Origin of the sequence: Streptomyces sp. NPDC048196, from assembly GCF_040652715.1 — a bacterium.
Classification (GTDB): Bacteria; Actinomycetota; Actinomycetes; order Streptomycetales; family Streptomycetaceae; genus Streptomyces; species Streptomyces siderophoricus.
Genome location: NZ_JBEZMM010000001.1, coordinates 682,824 through 707,028 on the forward strand (window position 1 = coordinate 682,824; position 24,205 = coordinate 707,028).

The window sequence follows — 24,205 nt, forward strand, 5'->3', positions numbered from 1 at the left end:
ATTCGTATCAGTGAGTCCGGCGACGCCAGATCGAGGGGCTGACGCCCCGGTTGCGCTTGAACGCCACGCTGAAGGCGAAGGGATCCTCGTATCCAACCTCGCGGGCCACGGCGGCGACGGTCGTCTCGGCGTCCCGCAGCAGGTCCGCCGCCAGGGTCATACGCCAACTGGTGAGGTAGGTGAGCGGCGGGTTGCCGACCAGCGCGGTGAAGCGGGCGGCGAAGGTCGCCCGGGACGTGCCGACCCGGGCGGCCAGCTCGGCGACCGTCCACCGACGGGCTGGATGCTCGTGCAGCAGGCGCAGCGCCTCGCCGATCACCGGATCGGACAGCGCCTGGTACCAGGCAGGTGCCGCCTCCGCTCCGGCCCACCAGGCCCGTAACGCCAGCACCAGCAAGAGGTCCAACAGCCGGTCCAGCACGGCGTCCTGACCGGGTTCGTCGCGGGTGGCCTCAGTGGCGAGCAGGTCCAGCGCCGCCCGGGTCGCGGGCCCGGCGGGTACGACCGCCAGCGGCGGCAGCATGCCGAGGAGGCGGTCGCCGACGTCTCCGCTGAGGTCGTAGGCGCCGCGGAGCATGGTCGTGGCCCCGGGCAGACCGTCGCCGTAGGTGCGGGGAGCCAGGCTCCGCTGCGTGTCCGGCGCTGGTGTGGACCGGTCGACGACGCGTTTGCTCTGCCCGTGGATCACGACCTGGGGTGGGGTGGAAGGGGCGTCGGCAATGGTGTACCGGCGGGGGCGGGTGATGAGGGCGATGTCGCCCGCTGCGAGCCGTACCGGTGCGGTGTCCGTGTCGTCGATGCGCACCGACGCGTGACCGGCGAGCGTGGTCACGACCGTGAGCGGTGGCGGGTCGGTGAAGCTCAGCGACCACGGAGGTCGCTGGATCAGTTGCCTGACCATCGCGTTCCTGGCCCGGGCTCGGTGCAACAGATCGCTGAGGATGTCCACGCCCCAACGCTAGACGAACACAAAGCAAGTGGGGACGTTCTCCCATGGATCGTCCATGCACTCCTGGGGTTGTCTGGACGGCATGAAGACCATCCTCGTCCTCGGCGGCACCGGCAAGACCGGCAGCCGCATCACCCGGCGTCTCAAGGCCGCCGGCCTGCCGGTCCGCACGGCCTCCCGCACCGGTGGCGACTTCCGCCTCGACCTTGACGACCCGGCGAGTTGGACGCCTGCGCTCGACGGCGTCACTGCCGTCTACCTCGTGGAGCCCAACCTGTCGGGGAGCACGGACCACCAGGCGCGCATACCGCAGTTGGTGAACGAGGCGGTCAACGCCGGCGTGCGCCGCTTGGTGCTGCTGTCCGCCCCACGCGCGGGCGAGGACGGCCATCCCCTGCATGCCGCCGAGCAGGCCGTACGCGCCTCCGGCGTCGACTGGACCATCCTGCGGCCGCAGTGGTTCGCGCAGAACTTCAGCGAGGGACCCTGGCGGCACGGGATTCTCGCCGGCACTTTGGCCCTGCCCACCGGTGACGGGCGCACTCCGTTCGTCGACGCCGAGGACATCGCCGAAGTCGCCGTGGCAGCACTGACCGAAGACGGCCACAGCGGCCGGATCTACGAGCTGACCGGCCCACGCGCGATCAGCTTCGGTGAGGCTGCCGACCTCATCGCCCGGGCCACCGCCCGTCCGGTCCGTCACGTTGACGTAGATCCGGCGGACTTCGTCGAGCGCCAGGTCGCCGCCGGCGCCTCACCCGATGTCGCCCGGCTGCTGACGGGGCTGTTGGTAGCCATCCGGAACGGCGCGGGCGCCGCGCTCTCCGACGGCGTGGAACGAGCCCTCGGCCGACCCGCCAGGACCTTCGAAACCTTCGTCACCAAGACCGCCGCCGCCGGCTACTGGGACTGAACTTCCGGCCAAGTCGAGCAGGGCCACGTTGAGCACCGAAGTGGTCCTCTCGCCTTGCCCACTTTCAAAGCGCAGGTCGAACGAGCCGTCGCCGTCCTGGTTGGGGTGCTCAAAGCCGAGCGGGTTCCGGGCCGCTTCAGCCGGCGACCTCTTTGCCCAGCCCGGCCTGCAACGGTTGACCGCCTTTGCCTTGCTGGTACTCGGAACAACACCGTTCCTCCGCAGGCACCGTATGAGGTCTCGAAGATCCTCTCGCAGGAGGATCAGCTACCGTCCGCCTGCAGTGGTCGCCCTGCAAATGCCCAGCCGTCAGCGCAGGGCGACCACGGCGCCCGTTCGTTCGGTGGCGATCCTGACGGCGAAGCCCGCCAGAGCCGTGCCCATCACATAGCGGTGCAGGCGCTGCCAGAGTGGGTGCCGGGCGAAGAACCCGGCGACGGAGCCGGCCGTCACGATGAAGAACGCGTTGCCCGCAACCCCCACCGCGATCTGGGTCAGCCCCAACAGCAGCCCCTGCAGGCCGACATGGCCGCGCTCCGGGTCGACGAACTGCGGCAGCAGCGAGATGTAGAGGATGGCGACCTTGGGATTGAGCAGGCAGGTGAGGAAGCCCATCAGAAAGAGCTTGCGGGACCCGTCCTGCGCCAGTTCCTGGGTCGCGAAAGCGGATCGGCCGACCGGCCGGACGGCCTTCCAGGCCAGCCAGAGCAGGTAACCCGCTCCGGCCAGCTTGATCGCCAGGTAGATCTCCGGCACCAACGCGAAGACTGTGGCGATTCCGGCGGACACCGCGAAGAGGTACACCAGGAAGCCGAGGCAGACCCCGGCCAGCGAGGTCAGCCCCGCGCGGCGGCCCTGGGCGATCGAGCGGGAGACCAGGTAGATCATGTTCGGCCCTGGCGTCAGCACCATGCCGAGCTCCACCACCGCGACCCCCGCTATCGCTCCCAGCCCGATCACAGCACTACCTCCGTATATATGTTCGCCCAGGCGCAACCTAGCAGCTCACGGCGGTGTCCGGCGCAGTGTGCCGAGCCGAGACAGCCGTCACCGCCTTACGCCAACTGTCACCAAGGTCGAGACGGGAGAACGGGGCATTCCAGCGCCAATCCCGCTGCGCGACAGCGATCGCCGAGCTCCTGGGCGCTGACCGGAAGCCGAGTCCCTGGCCGTTCATCGAACGCCGATTGGCCAGCTCCGCCGCCAGGTCCGTATTCCCAAGTCGCTTGCCAGCCGTGCTTGTTCAAGAAGTCGCCTCCCTGTCTTGGAGTTGTGTCAACTCCAACCGGACGCTCGCGGCGCTCAGGAGAGCCCGCTCTGCTCGCAATGTCGTGCCTGGGTAGAGGCGGGCCTGGTAGAAGTCCCGTGTCTGAATCGACCGTTTCTGCGACCCTGTGGCGTGTCTCGGATGGGTGAATTCGGGAACGTGGCCGCTCCCGGATTCCGGCTAGGACCGTTGGGCTGGGCGGATAGCCGGATGATCGCTCTTCTGATCGCTCTTCGGCATCCCCTGCTCATTCCGGTACACGTGCTTGAGGAGACGTCCCCTTGGCTAGCGCTGAACTTCCTGGTCCTGATTCGCTGCTGCGTCGCACGCTGGGGGAGTGGCGGATCGGGTTGGTGGCGTGGCGACTGCTGGTTCTGCAGACCGCGGATCCGGCGGTCGCCGCCGGTATGGCCAACTTCTCCACCTACCGCGCGCACCCGTGGCGGCGCATCGAGCACACCATGGACAGCGGGAAGCGGCTGTTCTTCACCGACCGTGAAGGGCTACGCCGTGAGGTTGCCCGTCTGGAGCGCACGCACCGCCGTCTGGCCGGGACCGACGACCAGGGCAGGCCGTTCACGGCGTTGGACCCGGCGGTGCGGGTGTGGGTGCTGGTCACCTTGTACGAGTGCATGACGGCGATGCGGGAACTGTCCGGACGCCCACTGACACCGCCTGAACTGGAGCAGATGTACGGAGAATTCCGTGCAGTGTGTAGCGAGTTCGGCCTCTCCGACGACCTGTTCCCGGCCACGGCCGCGGACGTGCCCGCGTATATGGACCGCACGATCCGCGAGCGTCTCGAATACAGCGACCCCGTGCGTTACCTGCTCTTCGACATGCTCCGTGAAGCACCCGCACCCCGCCGCCTCGGTCACCTCAAGCCGGCCTGGCCGCTTGTGCGCACGGTGGCCGCCCACGTGATCGGCGCGCTGACCATCGCTGACCTGCCGGAAGCCTTCCGTGAGCGCTTCGACTTGCCACGCACCCGCCGCGCGGCCCTGCTGTCCTTCTTCCTGCACCGTGGCATGCGCGTGCTGATGAATGCGCTGCCCGAGCACCGCCGCTACCGCACCCCACTGGCGGGCACCTCCTCGACTTCGCAGCCTCGCACCGCCTCCAACGACCGTCCTTCCCCGGCAGAGGCGAGCCCCGTCCGGCTTCCCGCACCACGCCGTCGCAAGGGCGCCGATTGCCGCCCTGCGCGTCTGCGGACGTTCTTCCGTCAGGTCCTCGACCAGACCGGCGACGGCCGCATCAGCTCGACCGATATGCAGGCCATGGCGCACAACGTGTGCTGGCCGCTCGAACTCACTCCTGAGCGCGAAGCCTCCGTCTATGCCGCCTTCGAGACCTGGTGGCAGCACCTGCGGGCCGGCATGGATGCTGACAACGACGGACAGGTGACCTGCGAGGAGTTCGTCACCGCCATGCTCACCGGGGTCGATGCCGGGCCGGGCTACCTCGAGCAGGGGTTGCATATCGCGCTGCGGGCGATCTTCCGCGCTGCGGACTCCGACGGCAGCGGACACCTGGGCGCCGATGAGTACCGCGCGATCTTCGGCGGCTCCCGGGTCCACCCCGCCGAGCTCAACCACGGCTTCCGCCAGCTCGACCAGGATGGAGACGGCCGCATCACCGAAGACGAATTCGTCCAGGCCTTCACCGACTACTTCACCGCCCGCACCGACAACACGGCCGGCAGCCAACTCCTCGGACGCCCATAGCGGACGAGGCGGACGAAGTGCCGGGTCAGGCACTGATGGCCTGATGGCCTGATGGCCTGATGGGTTGATGGCCTTGGCGGCTCAGTGGCGATGCCCGCAGGGGCCTGATGCGGATGGCGGCCGGAAGAGAGCGTCGCGTCGTCGCGCTCGCGGTCACTGACCCCGTGGTGGCTGCCGAGGCGATACGCATCGCGCCGACAATCCAGGCTGGGAGTGGGCCGCCAGCGGCACGAGGTGCGAAGGCGGCACCATGCGGAGAACGTCCGGTACTGGCCAGCCCGGAATGTCCAGCCCGCGGGCAGCACACCTACGAGGCGATGACGGCGGCCTTCGGGCAGGCGCAGCACAGCAGGCTTGGCCCGCACCCGCGCCTTCGTCCACTCGGTCAAGCGCCGGTGGAACGTCGCTCCGGACGGCCGAACGACGCGGACGGCAACTGCTGCCAGGTACATCCAGACGTGGCCACGAACACGAGCGTCGCCAGCACTTCCGGTCACCATGCCGGCGCCGTCCGCTGCCTTGAGGCCGCGACGGCGCATCCGGTACCACCCGCTGGAACAACTCCCAACAGCTGACGGGCCGTTCAGCTGCCGATGAAGTACAGCGATTCCATGTGACTGGTAGCGTCCTCGCTGTGTCGCACCCGCAGTGACGAGGCTTCCAGGACAGAGCTCCCCCACGGGTCCGCGTCCCGGAGGCACGCGGTTGCGAGGGCGCCCCAATCGTTCTGGTTCGGCTCGTCGTCCAGGTCGAAGAACACGTCGAGGTCCTCCAGGGTTTCCGTGGTGATGTCGAGGGCATCCATCACGGCCTGTGGGTCGCCGACGACGACGAACGGCTCATCGCCGGGCCAGCCGCAGGCGTGGAACATGGTGCCGTCCGGCAGCCATACGAGGTCTTCGGTGTGCTCGGCGCCGCAGTGGACCTCTACCCGTCCCACGATCCGCGCGTCGGGGAAGCGCTCGCGCAGCCGGTTCGCCTCGGCGAGCAGCGGCATGTTGTTGCCATCATCGGCGAACGCCGGGTCGGAGATCGACATGAGGTTCCCCCACACCCCAACCTGCACCACGTCCAGTTCGGCCCGGGTGGAGACCGTGAAGGTGTCGTTCTGCTTGCGGGGGCCGAGGTCTTCGATCACGTCATCGACGGTGTCGAGCGACCGGGCGAATTCGGCGGCTTTGGCGACGTCGTTGGGTGGAAGGTCGGCCGCGTCGACGTCGAACGGCGGGAGGAGGACCGTGAGTTCGTAGCGGGTGCCGCTGCCGGTGATGGGGCGGTCGGCGGGCACGGTCCAGAACGTGGGGTCGGGCATGCGGCCCACGGTAGCGGTGTGACGACCCGACCGGCGGCCGGCAGCCTGCGCCCCCTGACGCCGGACCCCTCGCCGAGTTTGGTGGGACGGCCGAAAGAGGTGACGAGCGCACCTACGGAAGGCCCGGCCAGCCGCTGGAGATCGGCTTCGGGTAGTCGGGGTCGACTTTGTCCCCGCCGATGTCGTAGCGCATGTACTCCGAGCCGCGGAAGAAGTACGCCTTGCCGTTGTTCCACACCACGCCACCGTCGAGGTCGGACGTCCAAAGGCCGGGCCAGGCACCGGAGATCGGCTTGGGGTAGCCCGGGTCGGCTTTGTCCCCGGCGATGTCGTAGCGGACGTATTCCGAGCCGCGGAAGAAGTAGGCCTTGCCGTTGTTCCATACCACGCTGGTGTCGATCCGGTCCGTGAAGAGGCCGGGCCAGCCGCTGCAGATCGGCTTCGGGTAGTCGGGATCGACTTTGTCGGCAGCGATGTCGTAACGGACGTATTCCGAGCCGCGGAAGAAGTACGCCTTGCCGTTGTTCCACACCACACCGGCGTCGACCCGTGACGTGAACAGCCCGAGCCAGCCGCTGGAAATCGGTTTCGGGTAGCCCGGATCAACCTTGTCGGTGGCCACGTCGTAGCGGTAGTAGTTTCCGCCGTCGAACATGTAGGCCTTGCTGTTGTTCCATAGAACTGGTGCTGTGACCATCGCTCGGACACCTCTCTGTTTTGCCACGCGCGGGACGGGATACGGAGCGCAGCCGCCGGCCGGTGCGTCACTGGGCAGACGGCTCAGCTTCCCCTTGGGTGAGAGCAGGTCGGAGCGGGTTTCGTGACACACGCCCTCCGTGTGCACCGAGGTGTGGACGGCCCGGGTCTGCGAGCTGATGAGAGCTGATGACCGATCCGTGGAGCCGGCGCTGAGGCTCGCCCAACCGGCGCGAACGTCCTGAGGGGGACCCTCTTACTGCCAGGGTGCACGATGACGGCGGGGCGCGCACACTCGAATGGGGCACCCGAGCGAGGTACTCCTGGGGGCACCTGAGCGGGGCACTCCGGTCCGCGACGGCAAGTTTTGCCGTGGACGTGCGAGGCCGCATCAGGGCGAGCCCGAGCATCCGCAGTGGTACTGGCGGGAGCAGACCTCGTGCATCGGCGAGGTCCCTTACTGACGCGTTCGCACGGGCCGGTTCGGTCGGGTCGCTGGCCTGTCGGTCGGTCGTCCAGCCGGCGGCTCGGATCGGAGAATCATGAGTGACAGACTGGCCTATTTCTTCAGGGCAGACCGCTATCTGCGGTACAACATCGACAGCGACTCGGTCGATGTCGGGCCCACCGAGATCTCCCGTTTCTGGCCTGCCTTGCCGGAGGAGTTTCAGAGCGATCTCGATGCCACGATCAACTGGGGGGACGGTCATGCCTACTTCTTCAAGGATGACCGTTATCTGCGGTACGACATCGGCAGCGATTCGGTAGACGTCGGTCCTACGGAAATCTCCCGTTTCTGGCCTGCGCTTCCGGCAGAGTTCCAGAGTGATCTCGATGCCACGATCAACTGGGGAGACGGTCACGCCTACTTCTTCAAAGGCGACCGCTACCTGCGGTACAACATCAAGAGCGATTCGGTCGACGTCGGTCCCACCGAAGTCTCCCGTTTCTGGCCCGCGCTCCCGGAAGAGTTCCAGAGCAAGCTGGACACAACCATCAACTGGGGGGACGGTCATGCCTACTTCTTCAAGGATGACCGCTATCTGCGGTACAACATAGGCAGCGATTCGGTCGACGTCGGCCCCACCGAGATCTCCCGTTTCTGGCCCGCGCTCCCGGAAGAATTCCAAAGCGACCTTGATGCCATCGTCAACTGGAGCGAGGTTTGGTCCTGGGAAAAATTCTCCCTGGACCAGCGGCTTCTCTACGTGATGGAACGACTCGTTGACCACTACGGGTACCCGGTGAACGGGGCGGCCGGGCTGCTGGGCAACCTCGTCGCCGAGTCCGGTGTGATCCCGCCGCGCGTGGAGGGAAGCGCCGCCGACACCCCGATGCGATCGAAGAACTTCGCGGGCGTAGTCGTGGACCACGAAGCGGACGACATCATGAACCGCAACCCGGCACAGAACGTGGGCCCTGCACTCCCCGGTATCGGCTTGGCCCAGTGGACGTCAGGGGGCCGGCGCGCCGGGTTGTTCACGCATCCGTTCGGCGGGGGCGGGCTCGGAGCGCGCGCGGTGTTCAACATGGATGCCCAGATCGACTACCTGGATACCGAGCTCCGTAACCACTTCAGCGGAGTCCGGGCCGTCCTGATGAGGACGACGGTGACGGTCAACGATGCCTGCGACGAGGTCCTGTACGACTTCGAAGTTCCTGGATCCATCCTGCAGGGTGGCACGAAGCTGCCCCGCTCCGACGCCCGCGTCCAGCAGGTCTTCGCGCAGCGCCGACCCTCGGCCCAACGCGCAGCGAACGTCTATCACGCTGCCCACCCGTAAAGGAGCGGTCGTTGACGAGTGGGCGCCATGACCGCGGACAAGGTACGTCGTCCCTGTGGTGGGACCGCCGCTCCCTTCTTCGCAGCCTTCGTCACCAAGACCGCCGCCGCGGGCCACTGGAACTGAACTTCCCGGCAAGTTGAGCAGGGCCACGTCGAGCACCGAAGTGGTCCGCTCGCCTGCCCACACCAAGGCGCGGCCGAACGAGCCGTCGCAGGCCTGGTGGGGGAGTTCACGGCCGAGCGGGTTGCGGGCCGGTCCAGCCGGCGGTCCCGATACAGGCTTCGTTGCCTTCCGGGTCGGCCAGCACCCAGTGCGAGGGAGCATGGGCATCGCTCACCAGGCGGCCGCCAGCCGCGATGGCTGCTGCTATGCGCGCTTCGGCCTGGTCGTAGGGCACCCAGACGTCGACGTGCATCCGGTTGCGCTGAGGGCGTGGTGTGTCCATCTGCTGGAAGTAGAACGGAGCTCCCCGCCGCTGCGGGTCGATCAGATCCTCAGGGCTGTTCGCCCGATCGGCATAGCCGAGCAGCGCACGCCAGAACCGCACCACATCCGGGCCGGCAAGGGCAGCGACGGTGACCTGGACGGTCTGCACGGCGGACGGGTCCGCCGGGATGTTGAGGGTGCGTGCCACGGCCGAGATCTGCCGGGCGAGTTCGACGTCCCGCTCGCTCAGCCCGTAGAAGTCGTCGGTGAGCGTGATCAGCCGCACGGTCACGTCGTCGTATCGCACATCGACGTCGGGGTGCCCGGCCCCGATGTCGGGCAGTTCGCTGATCGCCTGAACGAGCCTTGCGCCGACGGCCAACGACCCGGCGCGGAAGTATGCGCAGGCTCCCTCACTCAGGACACGCCAGTCTTCCAGGCCGACGGTCTCGTGGAACTGCTGCGGCCGGACACGTTCGATCTTGCCCGCTACGTAAGTCATGCGAGCAACTAGCGGGCAGAGCTGACAACGCCCTCTCTCGCTGGTCCGGGTCCGACAGCTAGTGGTGCAGCGCGCGTCAGCATGCCTCGGCATCCGGCGCGTGGACGAGTGTCAGTTCGGAGCAGCGTGGGACGGCCGGCTGCGACGTGCTGGTCGGCGGTGGTGGTTGCAGGGTCCCGCCGTTCCTGTGAGCAACGACAGAGGAGAGGTGACAGCGAACCGAGCGACAGCAGTGTGCGCGCCTCATCCGAGAGCTGGAGTTCCCCGCCGTGGCCCGGTACCGGAGGTACCGCATCCGGAGGTCTGTCTCGGGTACGTGGCCGGAATCACAGGGCGGGCTGCCGGGCGGGCGGAATGCCGTCGGCGGGGGTGAAGGTTGACGCCTGCAATGCATTGAGTGCATGTGCACATACCGCCTGGTACCCAGAAGGAGCCCCCGTGACCGACACCGTGTCCGCCGCCTCCCGCGCGGCCGAGATCCTGTCCCGGCCCGTCACGCTCAACGGCCTGACCGTCCCGAACCGCATCGCGATGGCGCCGATGACGCGCATGTTCTCCCCGGACGGCGTTCCCGGTGAGGATGTGCGGTCGTACTACGCCCGCCGCGCCGCCGCGGGTGTGGGGCTGATCGTCACCGAGGGGACCTACGTCGGCCATGAGTCGGCGGGGCAGAGCGACCGGGTGCCGCGGTTCCACGGCGAGCAGCAGCTGGCGGGCTGGACGAAGGTCGTCGAGGCCGTGCATGAGGCGGGCGGCACGATCGTGCCGCAGCTGTGGCACATCGGCATGGTCCGCAATCAGGGGGAGCCGCCCTTCGCCGACGCTCCGGCCGTCGGCCCGTCCGGCCTGGTCACCGCGGGCGCCGAGCCCACCGGCAGGGCGATGACCCAGCAGGACCTGGACGACGTCGTCGCCGCGTTCGCGCAGGCCGCCGCGGACGCCGAGCGCATCGGCTTCGACGGCGTGGAGATCCACGGCGCCCACGGCTACCTCGTCGACCAGTTCCTCTGGGCGGGCACGAACCGCCGCACGGACGCGTACGGCGGCGACCCGGTGGCCCGCACGAAGTTCGGCGCGGAGATCGTCGCCGCGGTCCGCGAGCGGGTGTCGGCCGAGTTCCCGGTCATCTTCCGCTACTCGCAGTGGAAGCAGCAGGACTACACCGCCCGCCTCGCCGAGACCCCCGAGGAGCTGGAAGCGATCCTGACCCCGCTGGCCGCGGCCGGTGTCGACGCCTTCCACGCCTCCACCCGCCGCTACTGGCTCCCGGAGTTCGACGGCTCGGACCTGAACCTGGCGGGCTGGAGCAAGAAGCTCACCGGACGGCCCACCATCAGCGTCGGCTCGGTCGGCCTCGACGGTGACTTCCTCCGCTCCTTCGCGGGACAGGGCGCCCCGGTCCGGGGCATCGACAACCTCCTCGACCGGCTGGAGCGCGACGAGTTCGACATGGTCGCCGTCGGCCGCGCTCTCCTCCAGGACCCGGAGTGGGCGGCGAAGGTGCTGGCCAACCGGTTCGAGGAGCTCAAGCCGTACGACGCGGCGGCGCTGAAGACGCTGCACTAGCAGGTCCGGTCCGGTGGCACGTGCCGGTGGCGGGGGTTCGGGCTCGTCACCGGTCCGTTCGGAGGAGGGGTGGTGGTGGGTCCGCCGGCGACCCCGCAGCGTGGCTCACGGCCGGAGCGATGTGGTGGGCGGGGTGCCGACCGTGTCAGGTGGTCCGCGGCTGCCTCATGAGGGCCGCGGCATCTGCGGCGATGTCCGCCACGATGCGGCCCGCCGGGCCGACGTCATGGACGAGCCCGGCGCTCTGGCCCGCGTAGAGGGCGAGAGCCTCCACGTCGCCCGACATGCCGGGCACGGGGACCATGTCGTCGTAGCGCGACCAGGCCCGTCCGTCGGCGCTCCGGGCCACCACGGCGCCTTCGCCGGGGCGGTTCGGAGCGTGGTGGTCTCGCCACCGGCCGCCGCGACGCGGCGACCGGTCAGGGAGCAACGGCCCGGTCCACGCCCACTGGACATCCGTCAACAGCACATCCACACAACGATCGGACGGTCTTCAACGCCGTGATTCAGGCACCGCCTCACACATGTCACAAGGCGCGCGGCAACGCGAGCCAGTCCTGCCAGGTAATGTCGCGGCCCAGATAACGGGGTTGCTGGAAGGGCCAGTTGGCGGCGATCCACTGCGGCACGAACGCGTCGAGCGCGCGCTCCACTTCACCGCCGACGAGGTCGTCCACCACCCACCAGGAGACCTCTCCGTCGGAGCCGGTGCGCTCGGGCGGGTCGATGTAGACGCAGCCGAGGATCGCCGTTTCGTCCTCGTCCAGCAGCGCGTAGTTGAACGACTGGTGGGCGGCTATCTCCTTCTCGTGCCGCAGCAAGTCGATGCGGTCCTCTTCATAGGTCATCGTCTCCTGGGGCCAACCCCAGGCCGGGCCGAAGATTTCCCACAGGCGTTCTCGGGAGCCCATCACGGCGGGGTAGTCGAGCGCGGTGTCCGCTTCCCGGATCGGCCGTAGATGAAGCGCGGTGTCAGGCACGGGTACGTGGACGGGGTGGACGAAGTCATCAGGCAGCCAACTCATAAGGCCCGAGGCTACCGCCGGTCGGAGCGGGCTGACCTGACGTGGTGAAGGATCCGTGCTGCGCGTGGTCTGCCGCTCGTCAGGACCAGAACTCGTCCTCGGTCTGCTGGTCCCCCTGGAACTCGCGGAAGGCGACGGCCTTGCCGTCGGCGACCTCCCAGGCGTGTACTTCCGGCGAGGACCAGGTTCGACCGTTGCGCTCCGCGCTGACCGTGCACAGCACCACGACCCGCGATTCGTCCGTGAGCACGTCGTCGATCTGGATGCGAAACGAGCCACCGGACAGCTCCATGACCCGCCCGAAGAAACCGACGAGTTCCTGGTGCCCGCGATAGTCGCCGGAGAGCGGGCTACGTCCCGGAACGTGCCAGGTGATGTCCTCGGCGAAAGAGCGAAGCACTGTGGGGATGTCGCCGGCCCCGAAGGCGCCGTACGCCCCCACGATCAGTTCGCGGTTGTCGGTGACCATCGTCGCCTCCTCCGTTCTCCGGAAGCCGGTCGTGTCTCCCTCCGCCATATCCATGCTGGTCTCACAGAGCGCGAGCGGCGAGCCGGACCGAAATCGCGAGCGGAAGGCGCCGGCGCCGAAGCTTTCGAGGGCGTGCAACCGTCGGTGGGCGGCCACCTGCGCTGCGTAGGCATGGGGCGGTGGGCCTCCTGGTCCGCGCTTACGGGTAGCGGGCCGGTCACAGCAGTGGCTCTATTGCCTGGGGCCCTCATCCCTTGTCGCCGCTGACAGAGTCGGGCCGCGTACGCAGCACGGAACGCACGCACGGGGGTCCCGTTCCGCCCGCCCTGCGCCGGATCCGCCGCCAGGGGCATCACTCTCCGTCGATGTCCGGCTGGATCTCGACCGTGAAAGCCGCGTCCTCGGGGCCGGCGCCTTCCCCCTGCTGCCAGACGATCACGCGCACGTGCTTCTGCTCGGCGCCGCGGCTGTCCCACTCGGACACCAGGTCGGTGACGACGAGGGCGGCGACGTACTCGGCGTCCTCGTTGGGATCGTCGGTGGTGACGGTCCCTCGCCACCGCTCGGGACGGTCGCCGTAAGGGCGCCAGCCCTCGGAGCCGTGCGGCTCCTCCACCCGGTACACCCAGTCTGTCTCGGTGCTCATGGAACCGATCCTGTCACCTTCCCGGCGGTCGCCGGGCGGCCGGCGGCCCGGCATCTCCGTGAACGGGTTGCACGGCACGCCCGGATCGGTGAAGTCGCGTACCGCGGACCGGCGGTGGAGCTCTTCCGGGCGGTGTGGGGAGGTGGCGGCGACGGTGTTGAGCAAGGCCGTGCCGATCTCGCCGTCCATCTGCCGGCCTGTCGCCACCCGGCCCCCCGGCCCCCGGCGCCCCGGCCACCCGGCCATCCCGCGGCCCGCTGGAGGTGTTGACCACGGCCGCGGCGAGCAGCGGCGCTGACCTGGGGAAACGCTGCGATCAGCGGTTGCGGGGTGTCGATCGGCGGGATTCGTGTTCCGGTCGGGGGTGCCGTCAGCCGAGCTCGGCTCGGGCGATCTCCAGGGCGAGGCGCAGTTCCAGTGTGCTGCCTGCGGTGGTGGGCGCGGGCAGGAGTTCCTCGGCGCGTTTGACCCGGTAGGTGACGGTGTTGCGGGCTACGTGGAGGGTGCCCGCGGCGGCTCTCAGGCTGCGTTCCTCGGCGAGGTACACGCGGAGGGTCTCGCGCAGTTCGCGCATGCGGGAGCCTTCGGAGGCCAGCGGGCCGAGGAGGTCGTGCACGAACCAGCGGGCGTGCTCGGGGTCGGTGGTGGCCAGGGCGACCAGGCGTACCTCGCGGTAGTCGGTCAGCCAGTCGCCGGGGGCGAGCCGGGCGACGCGTTCCGCCTCGCGTGCGCCGTAGTGGCTGCGGCGCATGCCGGCCGTGCCGTGGGCGGGCGGGCCCAGGGCGAGGCGGACACCCGGGGCGCGGTCGGTGTCGGTCCGCACGCGGTCGGTCAGGCCTGTGAGGTCGTCGGGGGCGTGCAGCCACAGCCAGGCGGTGTCCGCGGTGGCGGGGATCGTCAGCGGGTGGCCGGTGCCGAGCGTGCGGGCGAGTGCGGTCGCCGTGTGCTGGAGCCTTTCCGCTGCGGGCAGCGGGTCGTCGGCGCGCTCGCACCACAGCACGGCGGCCAGATGCGTACGGGCGACGTCGTAGCGCAGCCGTCGGGTCGCGGCTTCCGGGTCCACCGGGCGGGCGGCCAGCAGGTCGTCGATCGTCGCGCGGCGGGCCGCTTCGTCGCTGCCACGCCAGCGGTCCCGCTCGGCGAGGTAGGACTCGGCGATCAGGCTGGCGTGGGTGTCGGCGTGGGAGAAGAGTTCCTCGGTGATCCGGCGCAGCTCGGTGAGGCGTTCGCCCGCCGGGACGTACCGCTCGACGGCCGAGGTCAGTTCCCGGGTCAGTCGGGCGTGGCCGAGCCGCACCCCGCGCAGGATCCGGTCGAGCGGGAGGCCCCGGCGTGCGAATTCGCGGCAGCTCTCCAGGGCTTCCTCGGGCAGTGTGTCGCCGTCGCCGGAGCCTTCGGCGAAAAGGAGGCGCAGGGCCGCCAGGACCGTTGACTCGGTCGAGCGCCGCAGGGTGGCAAGCGGCGCCGGGCCGCCGCCGTGTTCGGGAACCTGCTCCAGGACCTCCGCGGCCATGGCATCGGCGGTCTGCAGCGCCCACCGGACCGGGTCGGGCCCGAGGACGGCGGCGGTGGCGGTCACGGCGGCCGGCGGGATCGCCGGATCCTGGTACGGGCGGTCCGGGTCCGGGCGGAGCTGCCGGAGCCACTGACGTGTCATGAGTGTCGCCCTTCGGGTGCGTGGGGCGGGAGCCGGTGACCGCACCGTGTCCTCGCGCGCCTGCCCCACCCCTATCACCGCTACCTCCTGTATAGGGGCCCGGCCCTCCCTCCCGGTGGGGACCGGAGGGAGGGCGTCACCTCACCGGGCGGTCACCGCAGCGGCGGACGAGGTGTCGAACGCTCGCCGTAGTGCCGCCACCAGGCCGGGCACCTGCTCCGTGCGGGACGCTCCGCCGAAGACATAGTGGTCCGGACGCAGCAGCAGGGCTTCCTGGCCGCAGTGCGCCAAGTGCGCGCGGTAGGTGCCGTCGAGGTCGATGACGTCGGCGGGGCCGGCCGCCGCCGGGTCGTCGGTGAGCCGCAGGAGGCGGACGCCGAGTCGCTCACACCAGCCGAGCGCCTCATCGTCGAGCACGGTACGCGGGTCCTCGGTGGCCAGCAGGGCGAAGCCGGTGCCGACGACCTGGTCGAACAGGCCGGTGCGGCCGCGGAAGCGCACCCGGCCTTGGCAGTCGAGCTGTCCGGCGGGGCCCTGCGGGGCGCCGTCCGCTCCCTGCTGCAGCAGTCCTCCGGTGAGGCGCTGCGGGGGCATGTCCGCCAGCGGATCCCGCCCGGCCCGCCGGTCGGCCAGCATCCGCGCATCCCGTATCTCCGCGGCGGTGGGGTCGGGTTCGCAGATGATGCCGCCCAGGAAGACGGAGAGTTCGATGGCGTGCCGCAGGTGCTGGGAGCGTTCGGTGGTGTAGGTGTCCAGCAGGGTGTCGTCGGCGTGGCCGGCGAGCACGAGGTCCAGTTTCCAGGCGACGTTGGCGGCGTCGCGGATGCCTGAGCACATGCCCTGCCCGGCGAAGGGCGGCATCTGGTGGGCGGCGTCCCCGGCCAGGAGCAGCCGGCCCTCGCGCCAGTCGTCGGCCCAGCGGGCCCGGAAGGTGTAGACGGTGTGCCGCTCCAGAGTGGCGTTGCCCGGGTGCAGGTCCCAGTCGGCCAAGAGCCGCCAGGCGCTCTGTGCGCTGTCGAACTCCGCGGCCGATTCGCCGGGCAGCAGCATGAACTCCCAGCGCCGGCGGCCGGGCCCGCCGGAGACGGCGGTGGTGGGCCGGAAGGGGTCGCACACCTGGAGATTGCGTGGGACGAAGTCCCGGCCCCGGTCGTGCGGGAGGACATCCAGGACCAGCTAGTCGTGCTGGAAGCCGCGGTCGGTCATCGCCGTCGTCATCCGGGAGCGGACGAAGCTGTTGGCGCCGTCGCAGCCGACGACATACTGCGCGTGCAGCGTGCGATGCCTGCGTACACCGCCACGTATCACGGGCTCAACCCCGGTGCTCTCCGCTACGGTCAGCGAGACTCCGTCCGCGTTGTCGGTGAGGTCCACGGCCTCCCAGCCGCGCAGCACCTCGACCCCCGCGGTGCGGCGGGCCTGTGCCTCCAGGGCGGCCTCCAGCTGCGGCTGGGTGAAGATGTTCATGGCCGGCCAGCCGGAGTGGCCGGTGTCCTCGAAGGCCAGCCGCAGGAGGGTCTCGCCCTTGCCGTTGCGCCATTCGTAGTCCGCGGCCGGTTCACTGAAGGCGGCCAGGTCGTCCGCGAGGCCCAGTGAGGCCAGGATGCGGGCGACCTCGTGGTCGAAGACCACTGCCCGGGGCAGCGGGTAGGGCCGGGGCCAGCGTTCGACGAGGCCGACCCGCCATCCCTGTGCGCCGAGTTGGATCGCGGTGGTCAGTCCCACTGGTCCGGCGCCGACGACAAGTACGTCGTACGCGTCGTTGCCGGTGACTCCGGTGGCCGGGACGGGGCCCTGGGCGATGTCCGTCCCAGTACCCGGCCCGGTGTCCTTGTGCTTCTCGTTCATGGTGTCGTCCTCCCTCGCGGTTCGTCAGCTCGCGTCGTGGGCGCCGGTCATCAGCGCGGCGAGGTCCTCGGGCTGGAGGAAGGAGGGCGGGACCGGCGGGCCCCAGCTGTAGAGCGAGCGGGCGTCCTCCCACACCCGGGGCGTCCACAGCTGGTCGTCGACGATGCAGTCCATGTCGGCGAAGTACTCGGAGAAGTTGCCCGCCGGGTCCTTGAGGTACCAGAAGAAGTTCGAGCCCACGTGGTGGCGCCCCAGGCCCCAGACATGGCGTTCGGGGTGGCCCTCCAGCATGCGCGTCGCGCCGCGCCCGACCTCGTCGACGTCGTCGACCTGCCAGGAGGAGTGGTGCAGGAACGGGATCGGGGCCTGCTGCACCAAGACATTGTGGTGATCGGTGGAGCAACGGAGGAAGGCGGCACCTGGGACCAGGTCACTGATCTTGAAGCCCAGGCCCTCGGTGAAGAACCGCTGTGAGGCGGGCTGATCGGTCGAGCCGAGCACCACATGCCCCAGGCGGCGCGGCCGGACCGGGCCCTCGCGCAGTACGGCCGTTGCCCGGCCGTCGGGCCGCTCGACACGACCGGGCCCGTTGTACGGCACCGGCTCGGCGGCCAGCTGCACGAGCCGGGGCTGGACCTCGACGGTGACGGTCACCTCCGTCCCCGGATCGACCGCGCGCAGACAGTGCCCGTCGCGGACGTAGGGCATCTCCAGCCGGTCCAGGGCGGTGCCGATACGGCCGAGGTCATCGGCGTCATCGACCGCGACGACCAGTTCGTCCAGTCGGCGTCGGGCGGCGTGCACGATCTTCAGCTGCTCGCCGCCGTCGGCCGAGGCGAAGCGCCCGCGGCCCAAGGCGGTGAGCCCGAAGTCGGCGTAGTAGTCGTGCGTGGTATCGACGTCGGGCACGCCCATGGTGATCCGGGCGAGACGGTGCAAGGGCATGACAGCTCCTCGAAAACAGGGGAGGGCGGGGAGGCCGGTCGGGATAACAGGGAGGGCGGGGAGGTCGGTCGGGATCAGACGCTGGGGCCGTCGGGATAACCGGGGCCGGCGACCATTCGGTTACGCAGCACGCCGATGCCGTCGATCCAGCTGTGCAGTTGCTCGCCGGGGGCAAGGAAGCGGCGTGGCTTGCGGGCGCCTCCGACGCCCGCAGGGGTACCGGTGAAGACCAGGTCGCCGGGCAGCAGTGGGCAGATGGCGGAGAGCCAGGCGATTTGCTCCGCGACGGGGAAGACCATCCGGCCGGTGCGGGAGTCCTGCATCGTCTCGCCGTCGACGGTGCAGCCGAGCGCCAGGTCGTCGGGGTCGTCGAACTCATCGGGCGTGACCATGACCGGCCCGGTCGGACTGAACCCGGGGAACGACTTGCCGAGCGCGAACTGCGGTGCCGGTCCCTGGAGTTGAATGCGGCGCTCCGACAGGTCCTGGCCCACGGTGAGCCCGGCGATGTGCTGCCAGGCGTCCTCGGCGCGCACCCGGTGGGCGCGGGCGCCGATGACTGCGACCAGCTCGACCTCCCAGTCCACCATCGTGCTGGGCAGTTCCACCGTGTCGTACGGACCGGCCAGCGATGTCGGGTACTTGGTGAAGACGGCCGGCTGCGCAGGGGTGTCGAGGCCGGACTCCTCGATGTGGTCGGCGTAGTTCAGCCCGACGGCGAACACCTGGCGCGGGCGCGGCACGGGAGCACCGAGCAGGTGGTCCGCCAACGGGATGCGCTCGGCCTCCGGGGCGGCGGGCGTCCGCGCCCAGGCGGTGAACTCCTCCCAGTGGTCGAAGACGGCCTGCGGGTCGGACGGGAAGCGGCCGTGACTGGCCTTCTCGACGTCCACCGCCCCGTCGTCGTGGACAAGTACCAGACGGTCACCAAGATTTGCTGTGCGCATGGCGCACCACCTCCGGAAGGAAAGGGGGAAGGGGGAAGGGGAGCGGGGTGTGCGCCGTCGGTGCGGCGGCGCGGTAAGAGGAAAGGCGGCCACGGGTGCCCGTGGAGCTCTCGCCCGGGCTCTGCGCCACCGCAGGTGCCGGCGGGCTCCCTCGTCGGTGGAGGCCGTCAGCAACAGTTCGTCGGGCCCGCTGTGGACGGCGCGCTCCAGGGTGGTCCCCACCCACGGCCCGTAGTGGCTCGCGGCGACGTGATGGCGCACCGTCCCGTCCGGCGTCCGCTCCCAGCGCCCGGCATGCGCCACGGTCCCGCCGGACACCCCTGCCTCGGTCGCCGCTTCTGCCAGGGCCATGGCCGGATCGGTCGTCAGCAGCGCGCTCATCCAGCCGTCAGGGGTGTACAACAGCATCCCGCCGGGCCGCTCGCCCAGCGGCCGGGATTTCTTCCCGGCCCGCTCGACCGAACAGTGCACCAGACTCCAGCCACCGACGATCTCGTCCTCGTCCACCCACGCCTCACAGGTCTCGTGCGGAACGGCCCGACCGGACCGGGCGCACAGGGGCACCAGGGAGCGGCATCCGGCGGCCGGGCCAGAGGGCGTCTGCCGCCCACACCCCGAGCCAATCGCAGCCCTCACCCGCCGTCCTCGGTCCGCGAGCCCAAAGAACCCGGCCGCAATTGCGCTCCGTGGCCCCCGCCTACGCCATCGCCGGCCCCGACCCCGCGCCCGACCGACCTGGTGGGTGCTCCCGGCTGCTGTACCTGGGCCTGGCGATCGCCGTCGGCCGGCGGTACGACACCGTACGTCCCCGTACGTCCCCGGGATCGACTGCCGGGGGCGCAGGTGGATCAGCCCTTCACGCGATCAATCATCCGGCGACAGCACGGACGGCTTCATGTTCGTCGGCGTCCGCACCGGGTCCGGCGAGGACGGATCAGTCGCCGACGGCCTGGGGCCAGTTGTGACGGACGGTGCGCAACGCCTTGTTCAGTTGGGCCTCGCTCGGGAACTGCGGTGTGCCCTCGACCGTCGGCAGCCGTGAGGCCAGGGTCTTGTCGAGGGTGCCGTTCTTCGCCATGACGTCCATCAGCACCGGGCGCGCGTAGTCCACGAGGCGGAGGTTCTGACCCTCCGGACTGAAGAGGTACTCCTCCCACAAGCGCGCCGCGGCCGGGTGGGGGGCGTGCTTGTTGATGGCTTGTGCGTAGTACTGCGAGAAGCTGCCGTCGAACGGGATGGAGACCTTCCAGTCCACGCCCTTCCTGCGGAGCTGGTCGACGTGCTGCAGGTTGAGGTAGTCCCACTCGATGCTGATCGGTGTCTTGCCCTGGGCGATGGCGGCCGGGTTGGGGTCGGTCCGGTTGTAGTTGCCGATCTTGTCGAGTCGGGCGAAGAAGTCGATGCCCGGTTGGATGTCGGAGAATGACCCTCCGTTGGCGAGTGCCGCCGCGTACACGGCGGCGAAGGCCGAACCCGCGATCGTGGGATCGCCGTGGATCGCGACCAGGCCCTTGTACTCCGGCCGGAGCAGATCCGCGAAGGAGTCGGGGCAGGTCCGGACGCGGGCGGCGTCGCAGCCGATGGAGATGTACCCACCGTAGTTGTTGTACCAGCGGGCCTTGGGATCCTTCTGTTCCGGTGGAATCTGGTCGAACTGCGCGACCCGGTAAGGGGCCAACAGTTTCTGCCGCGCCGCCAACTGGGCGAAGGAGTCCCCGAGGTCGAGCACGTCGGGGGCGCGCTTCTGCCCGCGGTAGCGCTTGACCGCGTCGATCTCCTGCTGGCTGTGGCCGTAGGGATTGTCGACGACGACCTTGATGCGGTACTTCTTCTCGAAGCCGTTGATCAGCCCTTCGTAGTTGGCCCACGGCCGCGGCAGCGCGATCGCGTTGAGCCTGCCCTCCTGCTTGGCGGCCTTGACCAGCGCGGCCGTGCCGCCCGCTTCCGCGGCGGACTGGGCCCGGGCCGGCGCGACCGGCCGGGTGGTTTGCTCTCCCTGGCAGGCACTCAGCCCGAGCGCCGCGAGTCCCAGACAACAGACGAGAGCGCCTGTGCGGACCCGATGGTGTGGTGCCACGACGCCTCCAGGAATGCGGGGTGGGGGTCCGCCGGTGACCGGCGGAGCAGACAGCGCCGGCCACGAGGAGTGCGGTCGCAGCACGGCCGGTACAGCGGCCCGACCGCCAACGGCGCACACCCGGAGGTGGGGCGGGCGGTACACCGAGGGGCCTGAGAGGCTCGTTGCGCGGGGTGTCCTCGGCATTCCACGGGGCCGTCGACGACTTGGCATGCGGGCGGTCCCGGCGCCACACCGAGGCGACATGCCACTGTCTGACGTTTCTCTCTTCAGCAACGGTCCGCACCAGAGTACTCCGCTCCCCTTGCGGAGCTCGGCCACGACGGTGATCGGGCCAGGTCACCGCGGCGAGCAGGCGCCACGCGGGTAGCCAGGCACTGACGAGCACCACCCTCGTCCCCGGGCGCGGCCGCCAGGCCACGGTCTCACCCCTCCCCGCTGTTCCCTTGACGGCCGGGGAGGTGCTCGCCCGGCCCTTCGTCCGGAGGCGGGGCGTAGGATCCGACCGCCTGAGCGGCCCAGATCGTCTTACCCCTGGGGGAGTAGCGGGTGCCCCACTGTTCGGCGAACTGCGCGACGAGGAACAGGCCACGGCCTTCTTCGTCGGTGTCCTTCGCCTGGCGGACGTGCGGGGAGGTACTGCTGCCGTCGGAGACTTCACAGATCAGGGTCCGGGTGTGCAGGAGCCGCACGTGGATGGGCTCGGAGCCGTAGCGAACGGCGTTCGTGATCAGTTCGCTGAGGATGAGCTCGGTGCTGTAGGCGAGGTCCTCCAGACCCCAGTCCGTCACCTGCCGGACGCAGGCGTTGCGGACCGGGCCGACGGCCGCCGGGTCGCGGGCCACGTCCCACTCGGCGACCCGTGCCGGGTCCAGCCGCCGGGTCCGGGCCACCAGCAACGCGACGTCGTCGGCGGACCTGGTCGGCAGCAGCTCCTGCATGACGGTGACGCAGGTCTCCGCCGGCGTACGGTCCGGTCCGGCCAGGGCCGCACGCAGCGCTTCCAGCCCCTCGTCGAGGTCGCGGCTGCGGTCCTCGACCAGCCCGTCGGTGTAGAGCACCAGACGGGACCCCTCCGGCAGCGACAGCTCAGCGAGCTCGAAGGGCAGGCCGCCGCTCAGACCCAGCGGCGGTGACACCGGCGGGTGCAGGAACTCCACCCTGCCGTCGGGGTAGGCCACGGCCGGCGGCAGATGGCCGGCCGTGGCCGCGGTGACCCGTCCGGAGACGAAGTCGTACACGACGTACAGGCAGGTGGCGCCGGTGATGGCCGGCCCCGCCTCGGTGTCCTCGTCCTGGATGTCGATGCGGGTCACCAGCTCGTCCAGGTGGCCCAGCAGCTCGTCGGGGGAGAGGTCCAGGGCCGAGAAGTTGTGCACGGCGATGCGCAGCCGGCCCATGGTGGCGGCGGCGTGCAGGCCGTGCCCGACGACGTCCCCGATGACCAGCGCGACCCGGGCGCCGGGCAGCGGGATGACATCGAACCAGTCGCCGCCCACGCCCGCTTGCGCGGGGAGGTAGCGGTGCGCCACCTCCAGGGCGTCCTGCTCGGGCAGACCGCGGGGCATCAGGCTGCGCTGGAGCGTCATCGCCATGGTGCGTTCACGGGTGTAGCGCCGGGCGTTGTCGATCCCCACGGCGGCCCGCCCTGCCAGTTCCTCGGCGAAGGACAGGTCCTCGTCGTCGAACGGCGGGGAGCTTCCCGACCGCCAGAAGTCCACCGCTCCCAGCACTACGCCCCGGGCGAGCAGCGGTACGACCATCAAGGAGTGCACCCCGTGGTCCAGGATGCGTCGGGCGCGTTCGGGGTCCTGGGACCGCCAATCGGAAGAGCCGGCCAGGTCCGGCACGGCCATGGAGCGGCCCTGGTCCACACCCGCCGCCACCGGGGTGCCCGGAACGAACCCCATCAGCTCGTCGACGGAGTGGAGCGGATGGTCCGCGGCCAGGCCGGCGAGGGCCGCCCGGTGCAGCTTGGTACCCGCCGCGGCGGGCTCCTCGCCCTGCAGGACCGGTTCCCGCAGCTTGACGGCGACGATGTCGGCGAACCGGGGGACCGCCACCTGCGCCAGCGCCGCGGCGGTGCGTTCGACATTCAGCGTGGAGCCGATGCGTACCCCGGCGTCGTACAGCAGCCGCAACCGCTCCCGCGCCCTCTCGGCACGCCCTGTCAGCCATCTCAGTTCCGTGGTGTCGCGCAGGGTCACCACGCTCCCGTGATGGGCTCCGTAAGGGGCGGTGGACCGCTTGTTGAGGGCCAGCAGGCGGTCCTGGGCCAGGTGCACCTCGTCGGTGGCGGTCCGGTCCGACGTCAGGAGGTCGACGGTGCGACCGTCCAGGCCCAGGTCGCCGACGTGGTGTCCCTCCGCGTCCGCCGGCAGGTCCAGGAGCCGCCGTGCCTCGTCGTTGGCCAGCAGTAGCCGCCCGCCGCGGCCGACGATGAGGACGCCCTCCCGGACCGCGTGGAGGACCGCATCGTGATGCTCGTACATCCGGGTCATCTCGGTCGGCCCCAGACCGTGGGTCTGCCGGCGCAGCCGGCGGCTCACCAGTCCCGCGCCGCCTCCGGCGAGCGCCAGCGCCCCCACTGCAGTGCCCAGGAAGAGGGGCAGCTGCCGGTTGACCGATTTCTGTACGTTCTCCACCGTGACCGGTGCGGAGACGATGGCGATGACCCTGCCCGAGGAGTCCTTGACGGGGGCCGCAGAGATCACGGAGAGGCCCAGGGCGCCCTGGAAGGTCCTGGTGAAGGGCTTGCCCCGGGCGGCTTCGGCATAGGGGCCGATGACGTGTTTGCCGATCTGCCGCGGGTCGCTGTGGGTGAGGGTGATCCCGTCGAGTTTGTACACGATGAGGGCGTCGACGCCGGCTGCCTTGCGGGCCGCCTCGGCGCGGGGCTGGAGCTTGGCGGTCGGATTGTTGCTGTTCAGCGCGTCCTGGAGCCCCCAGGAGTTTGCGAAGGACTCAGCGGCGGCGAGCGTCCGGTGCCGGGCGTCGGTCATGATGTCCCGCTGCGTCTGGACGACGATGGCCAGCACCGCCGCCGCGATGAGCAGAACCACGAGCACCAGCTGGAGCAGGAAGACCTCCCGGGCGACGCTGCGCGTCGTCAACCAGGCCCGCAGGCCCCGCGAGCCCCCGGCCCCCGCAGGGTGTTCGTCCTGCCGGTCGTCCGGATCGCTCCCGGTGCGGAAGACGCCCCGGGAATCGGAACGGCTGGGCGCACGGTTCAACCAACGCCGAAAGCGCCCTGAATGTCCGGTCATGGTCCATATTTACCCCGTGGCGTTCGGGAGCTGGCAAGGCATGCCGCTGCGGACCGTGCGACGACCGAGCATCGGCGGCCGTGATTGCCGCAGCCCCTGGTGGCTCAGTCCGCGCGGGCGGTAGTGGATCATGCACATGCCTGGCGGGGCCGGCACATGCCTGGCGGGGCCGGGCGGCGC

The 24,205-nt window shown here is 70.0% G+C and carries 20 protein-coding genes and 1 pseudogene; 4 read left to right on the top strand and 17 right to left on the bottom strand.

The window, feature by feature from the left end:
• Positions 1–7: 7 nt before the first annotated feature.
• Positions 8–949: an AraC family transcriptional regulator gene (locus tag AB0E02_RS03195; RefSeq protein WP_362135359.1), complete on the bottom strand. Its 942-nt coding sequence runs from the start codon at positions 947–949 to the stop codon at positions 8–10.
• Between the two features lie 55 nt (positions 950–1,004).
• On the opposite strand from AB0E02_RS03195, the gene AB0E02_RS03200 reads away from it, so the two are divergent.
• Positions 1,005–1,862: an SDR family oxidoreductase gene (locus AB0E02_RS03200; protein ID WP_362135361.1), complete on the top strand. Its 858-nt coding sequence runs from the start codon at positions 1,005–1,007 to the stop codon at positions 1,860–1,862.
• A 309-nt stretch (positions 1,863–2,171) separates the two neighbouring features.
• Here AB0E02_RS03200 and AB0E02_RS03205 read toward each other — a convergent pair whose 3' ends face one another.
• Entirely contained in the window at positions 2,172–2,822 is a 651-nt protein-coding gene (locus tag AB0E02_RS03205; protein WP_362135363.1) for a LysE family translocator, read from the bottom strand.
• Positions 2,823–3,410: 588 nt separating this feature from the next.
• Here AB0E02_RS03205 and AB0E02_RS03210 point away from each other — a divergent pair.
• Entirely contained in the window at positions 3,411–4,856 is a 1,446-nt protein-coding gene (locus tag AB0E02_RS03210; protein ID WP_362135365.1) for an oxygenase MpaB family protein, read from the top strand.
• 353 nt (positions 4,857–5,209) lie between these two features.
• Here the strand turns inward: AB0E02_RS03210 and AB0E02_RS03215 are convergent.
• The 3 genes and pseudogenes from AB0E02_RS03215 to AB0E02_RS03225 all read right to left on the bottom strand — a co-directional run.
• Positions 5,210–5,417, bottom strand: a pseudogene (locus AB0E02_RS03215) (transposase); the annotation flags it as partial.
• Positions 5,418–5,439: 22 nt separating this feature from the next.
• Positions 5,440–6,168 carry a DUF6333 family protein gene (locus tag AB0E02_RS03220; RefSeq protein ID WP_362135368.1) on the bottom strand — a complete coding sequence of 243 codons (729 nt, stop codon included), beginning with the start codon at positions 6,166–6,168 and terminating at the stop codon, positions 5,440–5,442.
• 112 nt (positions 6,169–6,280) lie between these two features.
• Complete coding sequence (locus AB0E02_RS03225; RefSeq protein ID WP_362135370.1) at positions 6,281–6,865, bottom strand: hemopexin repeat-containing protein; 585 nt, start codon at positions 6,863–6,865, stop codon at positions 6,281–6,283.
• A 541-nt stretch (positions 6,866–7,406) separates the two neighbouring features.
• On the opposite strand from AB0E02_RS03225, the gene AB0E02_RS03230 reads away from it, so the two are divergent.
• Positions 7,407–8,648: a phage tail tip lysozyme gene (locus tag AB0E02_RS03230; RefSeq protein ID WP_362135372.1), complete on the top strand. Its 1,242-nt coding sequence runs from the start codon at positions 7,407–7,409 to the stop codon at positions 8,646–8,648.
• A gap of 232 nt (positions 8,649–8,880) precedes the next feature.
• Here AB0E02_RS03230 and AB0E02_RS03235 read toward each other — a convergent pair whose 3' ends face one another.
• On the bottom strand, positions 8,881–9,579 hold the full coding sequence (locus tag AB0E02_RS03235; protein WP_362135374.1) for a VOC family protein: 699 nt from the start codon (positions 9,577–9,579) through the stop codon (positions 8,881–8,883).
• 438 nt (positions 9,580–10,017) lie between these two features.
• Between AB0E02_RS03235 and AB0E02_RS03240 the strand changes: the two genes are divergently transcribed.
• Positions 10,018–11,145, top strand: coding sequence for an NADH:flavin oxidoreductase (locus AB0E02_RS03240; protein ID WP_362135376.1), 1,128 nt, complete (start codon positions 10,018–10,020; stop codon positions 11,143–11,145).
• A gap of 145 nt (positions 11,146–11,290) precedes the next feature.
• Here the strand turns inward: AB0E02_RS03240 and AB0E02_RS03245 are convergent, their stop codons facing one another.
• From AB0E02_RS03245 to AB0E02_RS03295, 11 genes are all read right to left on the bottom strand, one after another.
• Complete coding sequence (locus AB0E02_RS03245; RefSeq protein WP_362135378.1) at positions 11,291–11,494, bottom strand: hypothetical protein; 204 nt, start codon at positions 11,492–11,494, stop codon at positions 11,291–11,293.
• A 178-nt stretch (positions 11,495–11,672) separates the two neighbouring features.
• On the bottom strand, positions 11,673–12,170 hold the full coding sequence (locus AB0E02_RS03250; RefSeq protein WP_362135380.1) for a GNAT family N-acetyltransferase: 498 nt from the start codon (positions 12,168–12,170) through the stop codon (positions 11,673–11,675).
• Positions 12,171–12,249: 79 nt separating this feature from the next.
• Positions 12,250–12,639 (bottom strand): nuclear transport factor 2 family protein, encoded by a 390-nt coding sequence (locus AB0E02_RS03255; protein WP_362135382.1) that lies wholly within the window; start codon positions 12,637–12,639, stop codon positions 12,250–12,252.
• A 352-nt stretch (positions 12,640–12,991) separates the two neighbouring features.
• Positions 12,992–13,285: a hypothetical protein gene (locus AB0E02_RS03260; RefSeq protein WP_362135384.1), complete on the bottom strand. Its 294-nt coding sequence runs from the start codon at positions 13,283–13,285 to the stop codon at positions 12,992–12,994.
• A 370-nt stretch (positions 13,286–13,655) separates the two neighbouring features.
• Entirely contained in the window at positions 13,656–14,942 is a 1,287-nt protein-coding gene (locus AB0E02_RS03265) for a helix-turn-helix domain-containing protein (protein WP_362135386.1), read from the bottom strand.
• A 141-nt stretch (positions 14,943–15,083) separates the two neighbouring features.
• Positions 15,084–16,058 carry an FAD-dependent monooxygenase gene (locus tag AB0E02_RS03270; RefSeq protein WP_362135389.1) on the bottom strand — a complete coding sequence of 325 codons (975 nt, stop codon included), beginning with the start codon at positions 16,056–16,058 and terminating at the stop codon, positions 15,084–15,086.
• Positions 16,059–16,118: 60 nt separating this feature from the next.
• Complete coding sequence (locus AB0E02_RS03275; RefSeq protein WP_362135391.1) at positions 16,119–16,790, bottom strand: FAD-dependent oxidoreductase; 672 nt, start codon at positions 16,788–16,790, stop codon at positions 16,119–16,121.
• A gap of 24 nt (positions 16,791–16,814) precedes the next feature.
• A complete protein-coding gene (locus tag AB0E02_RS03280) occupies positions 16,815–17,735 on the bottom strand; it encodes a VOC family protein (RefSeq protein ID WP_362135393.1) in 921 nt (306 codons plus the stop codon).
• Between the two features lie 74 nt (positions 17,736–17,809).
• Complete coding sequence (locus AB0E02_RS03285; protein WP_362135395.1) at positions 17,810–19,189, bottom strand: fumarylacetoacetate hydrolase family protein; 1,380 nt, start codon at positions 19,187–19,189, stop codon at positions 17,810–17,812.
• A 427-nt stretch (positions 19,190–19,616) separates the two neighbouring features.
• Complete coding sequence (locus tag AB0E02_RS03290) at positions 19,617–20,759, bottom strand: extracellular solute-binding protein (RefSeq protein ID WP_362135397.1); 1,143 nt, start codon at positions 20,757–20,759, stop codon at positions 19,617–19,619.
• Between the two features lie 425 nt (positions 20,760–21,184).
• Positions 21,185–23,884, bottom strand: coding sequence for a SpoIIE family protein phosphatase (locus AB0E02_RS03295; protein WP_362135565.1), 2,700 nt, complete (start codon positions 23,882–23,884; stop codon positions 21,185–21,187).
• Between the last annotated feature and the right edge of the window lie 321 nt (positions 23,885–24,205).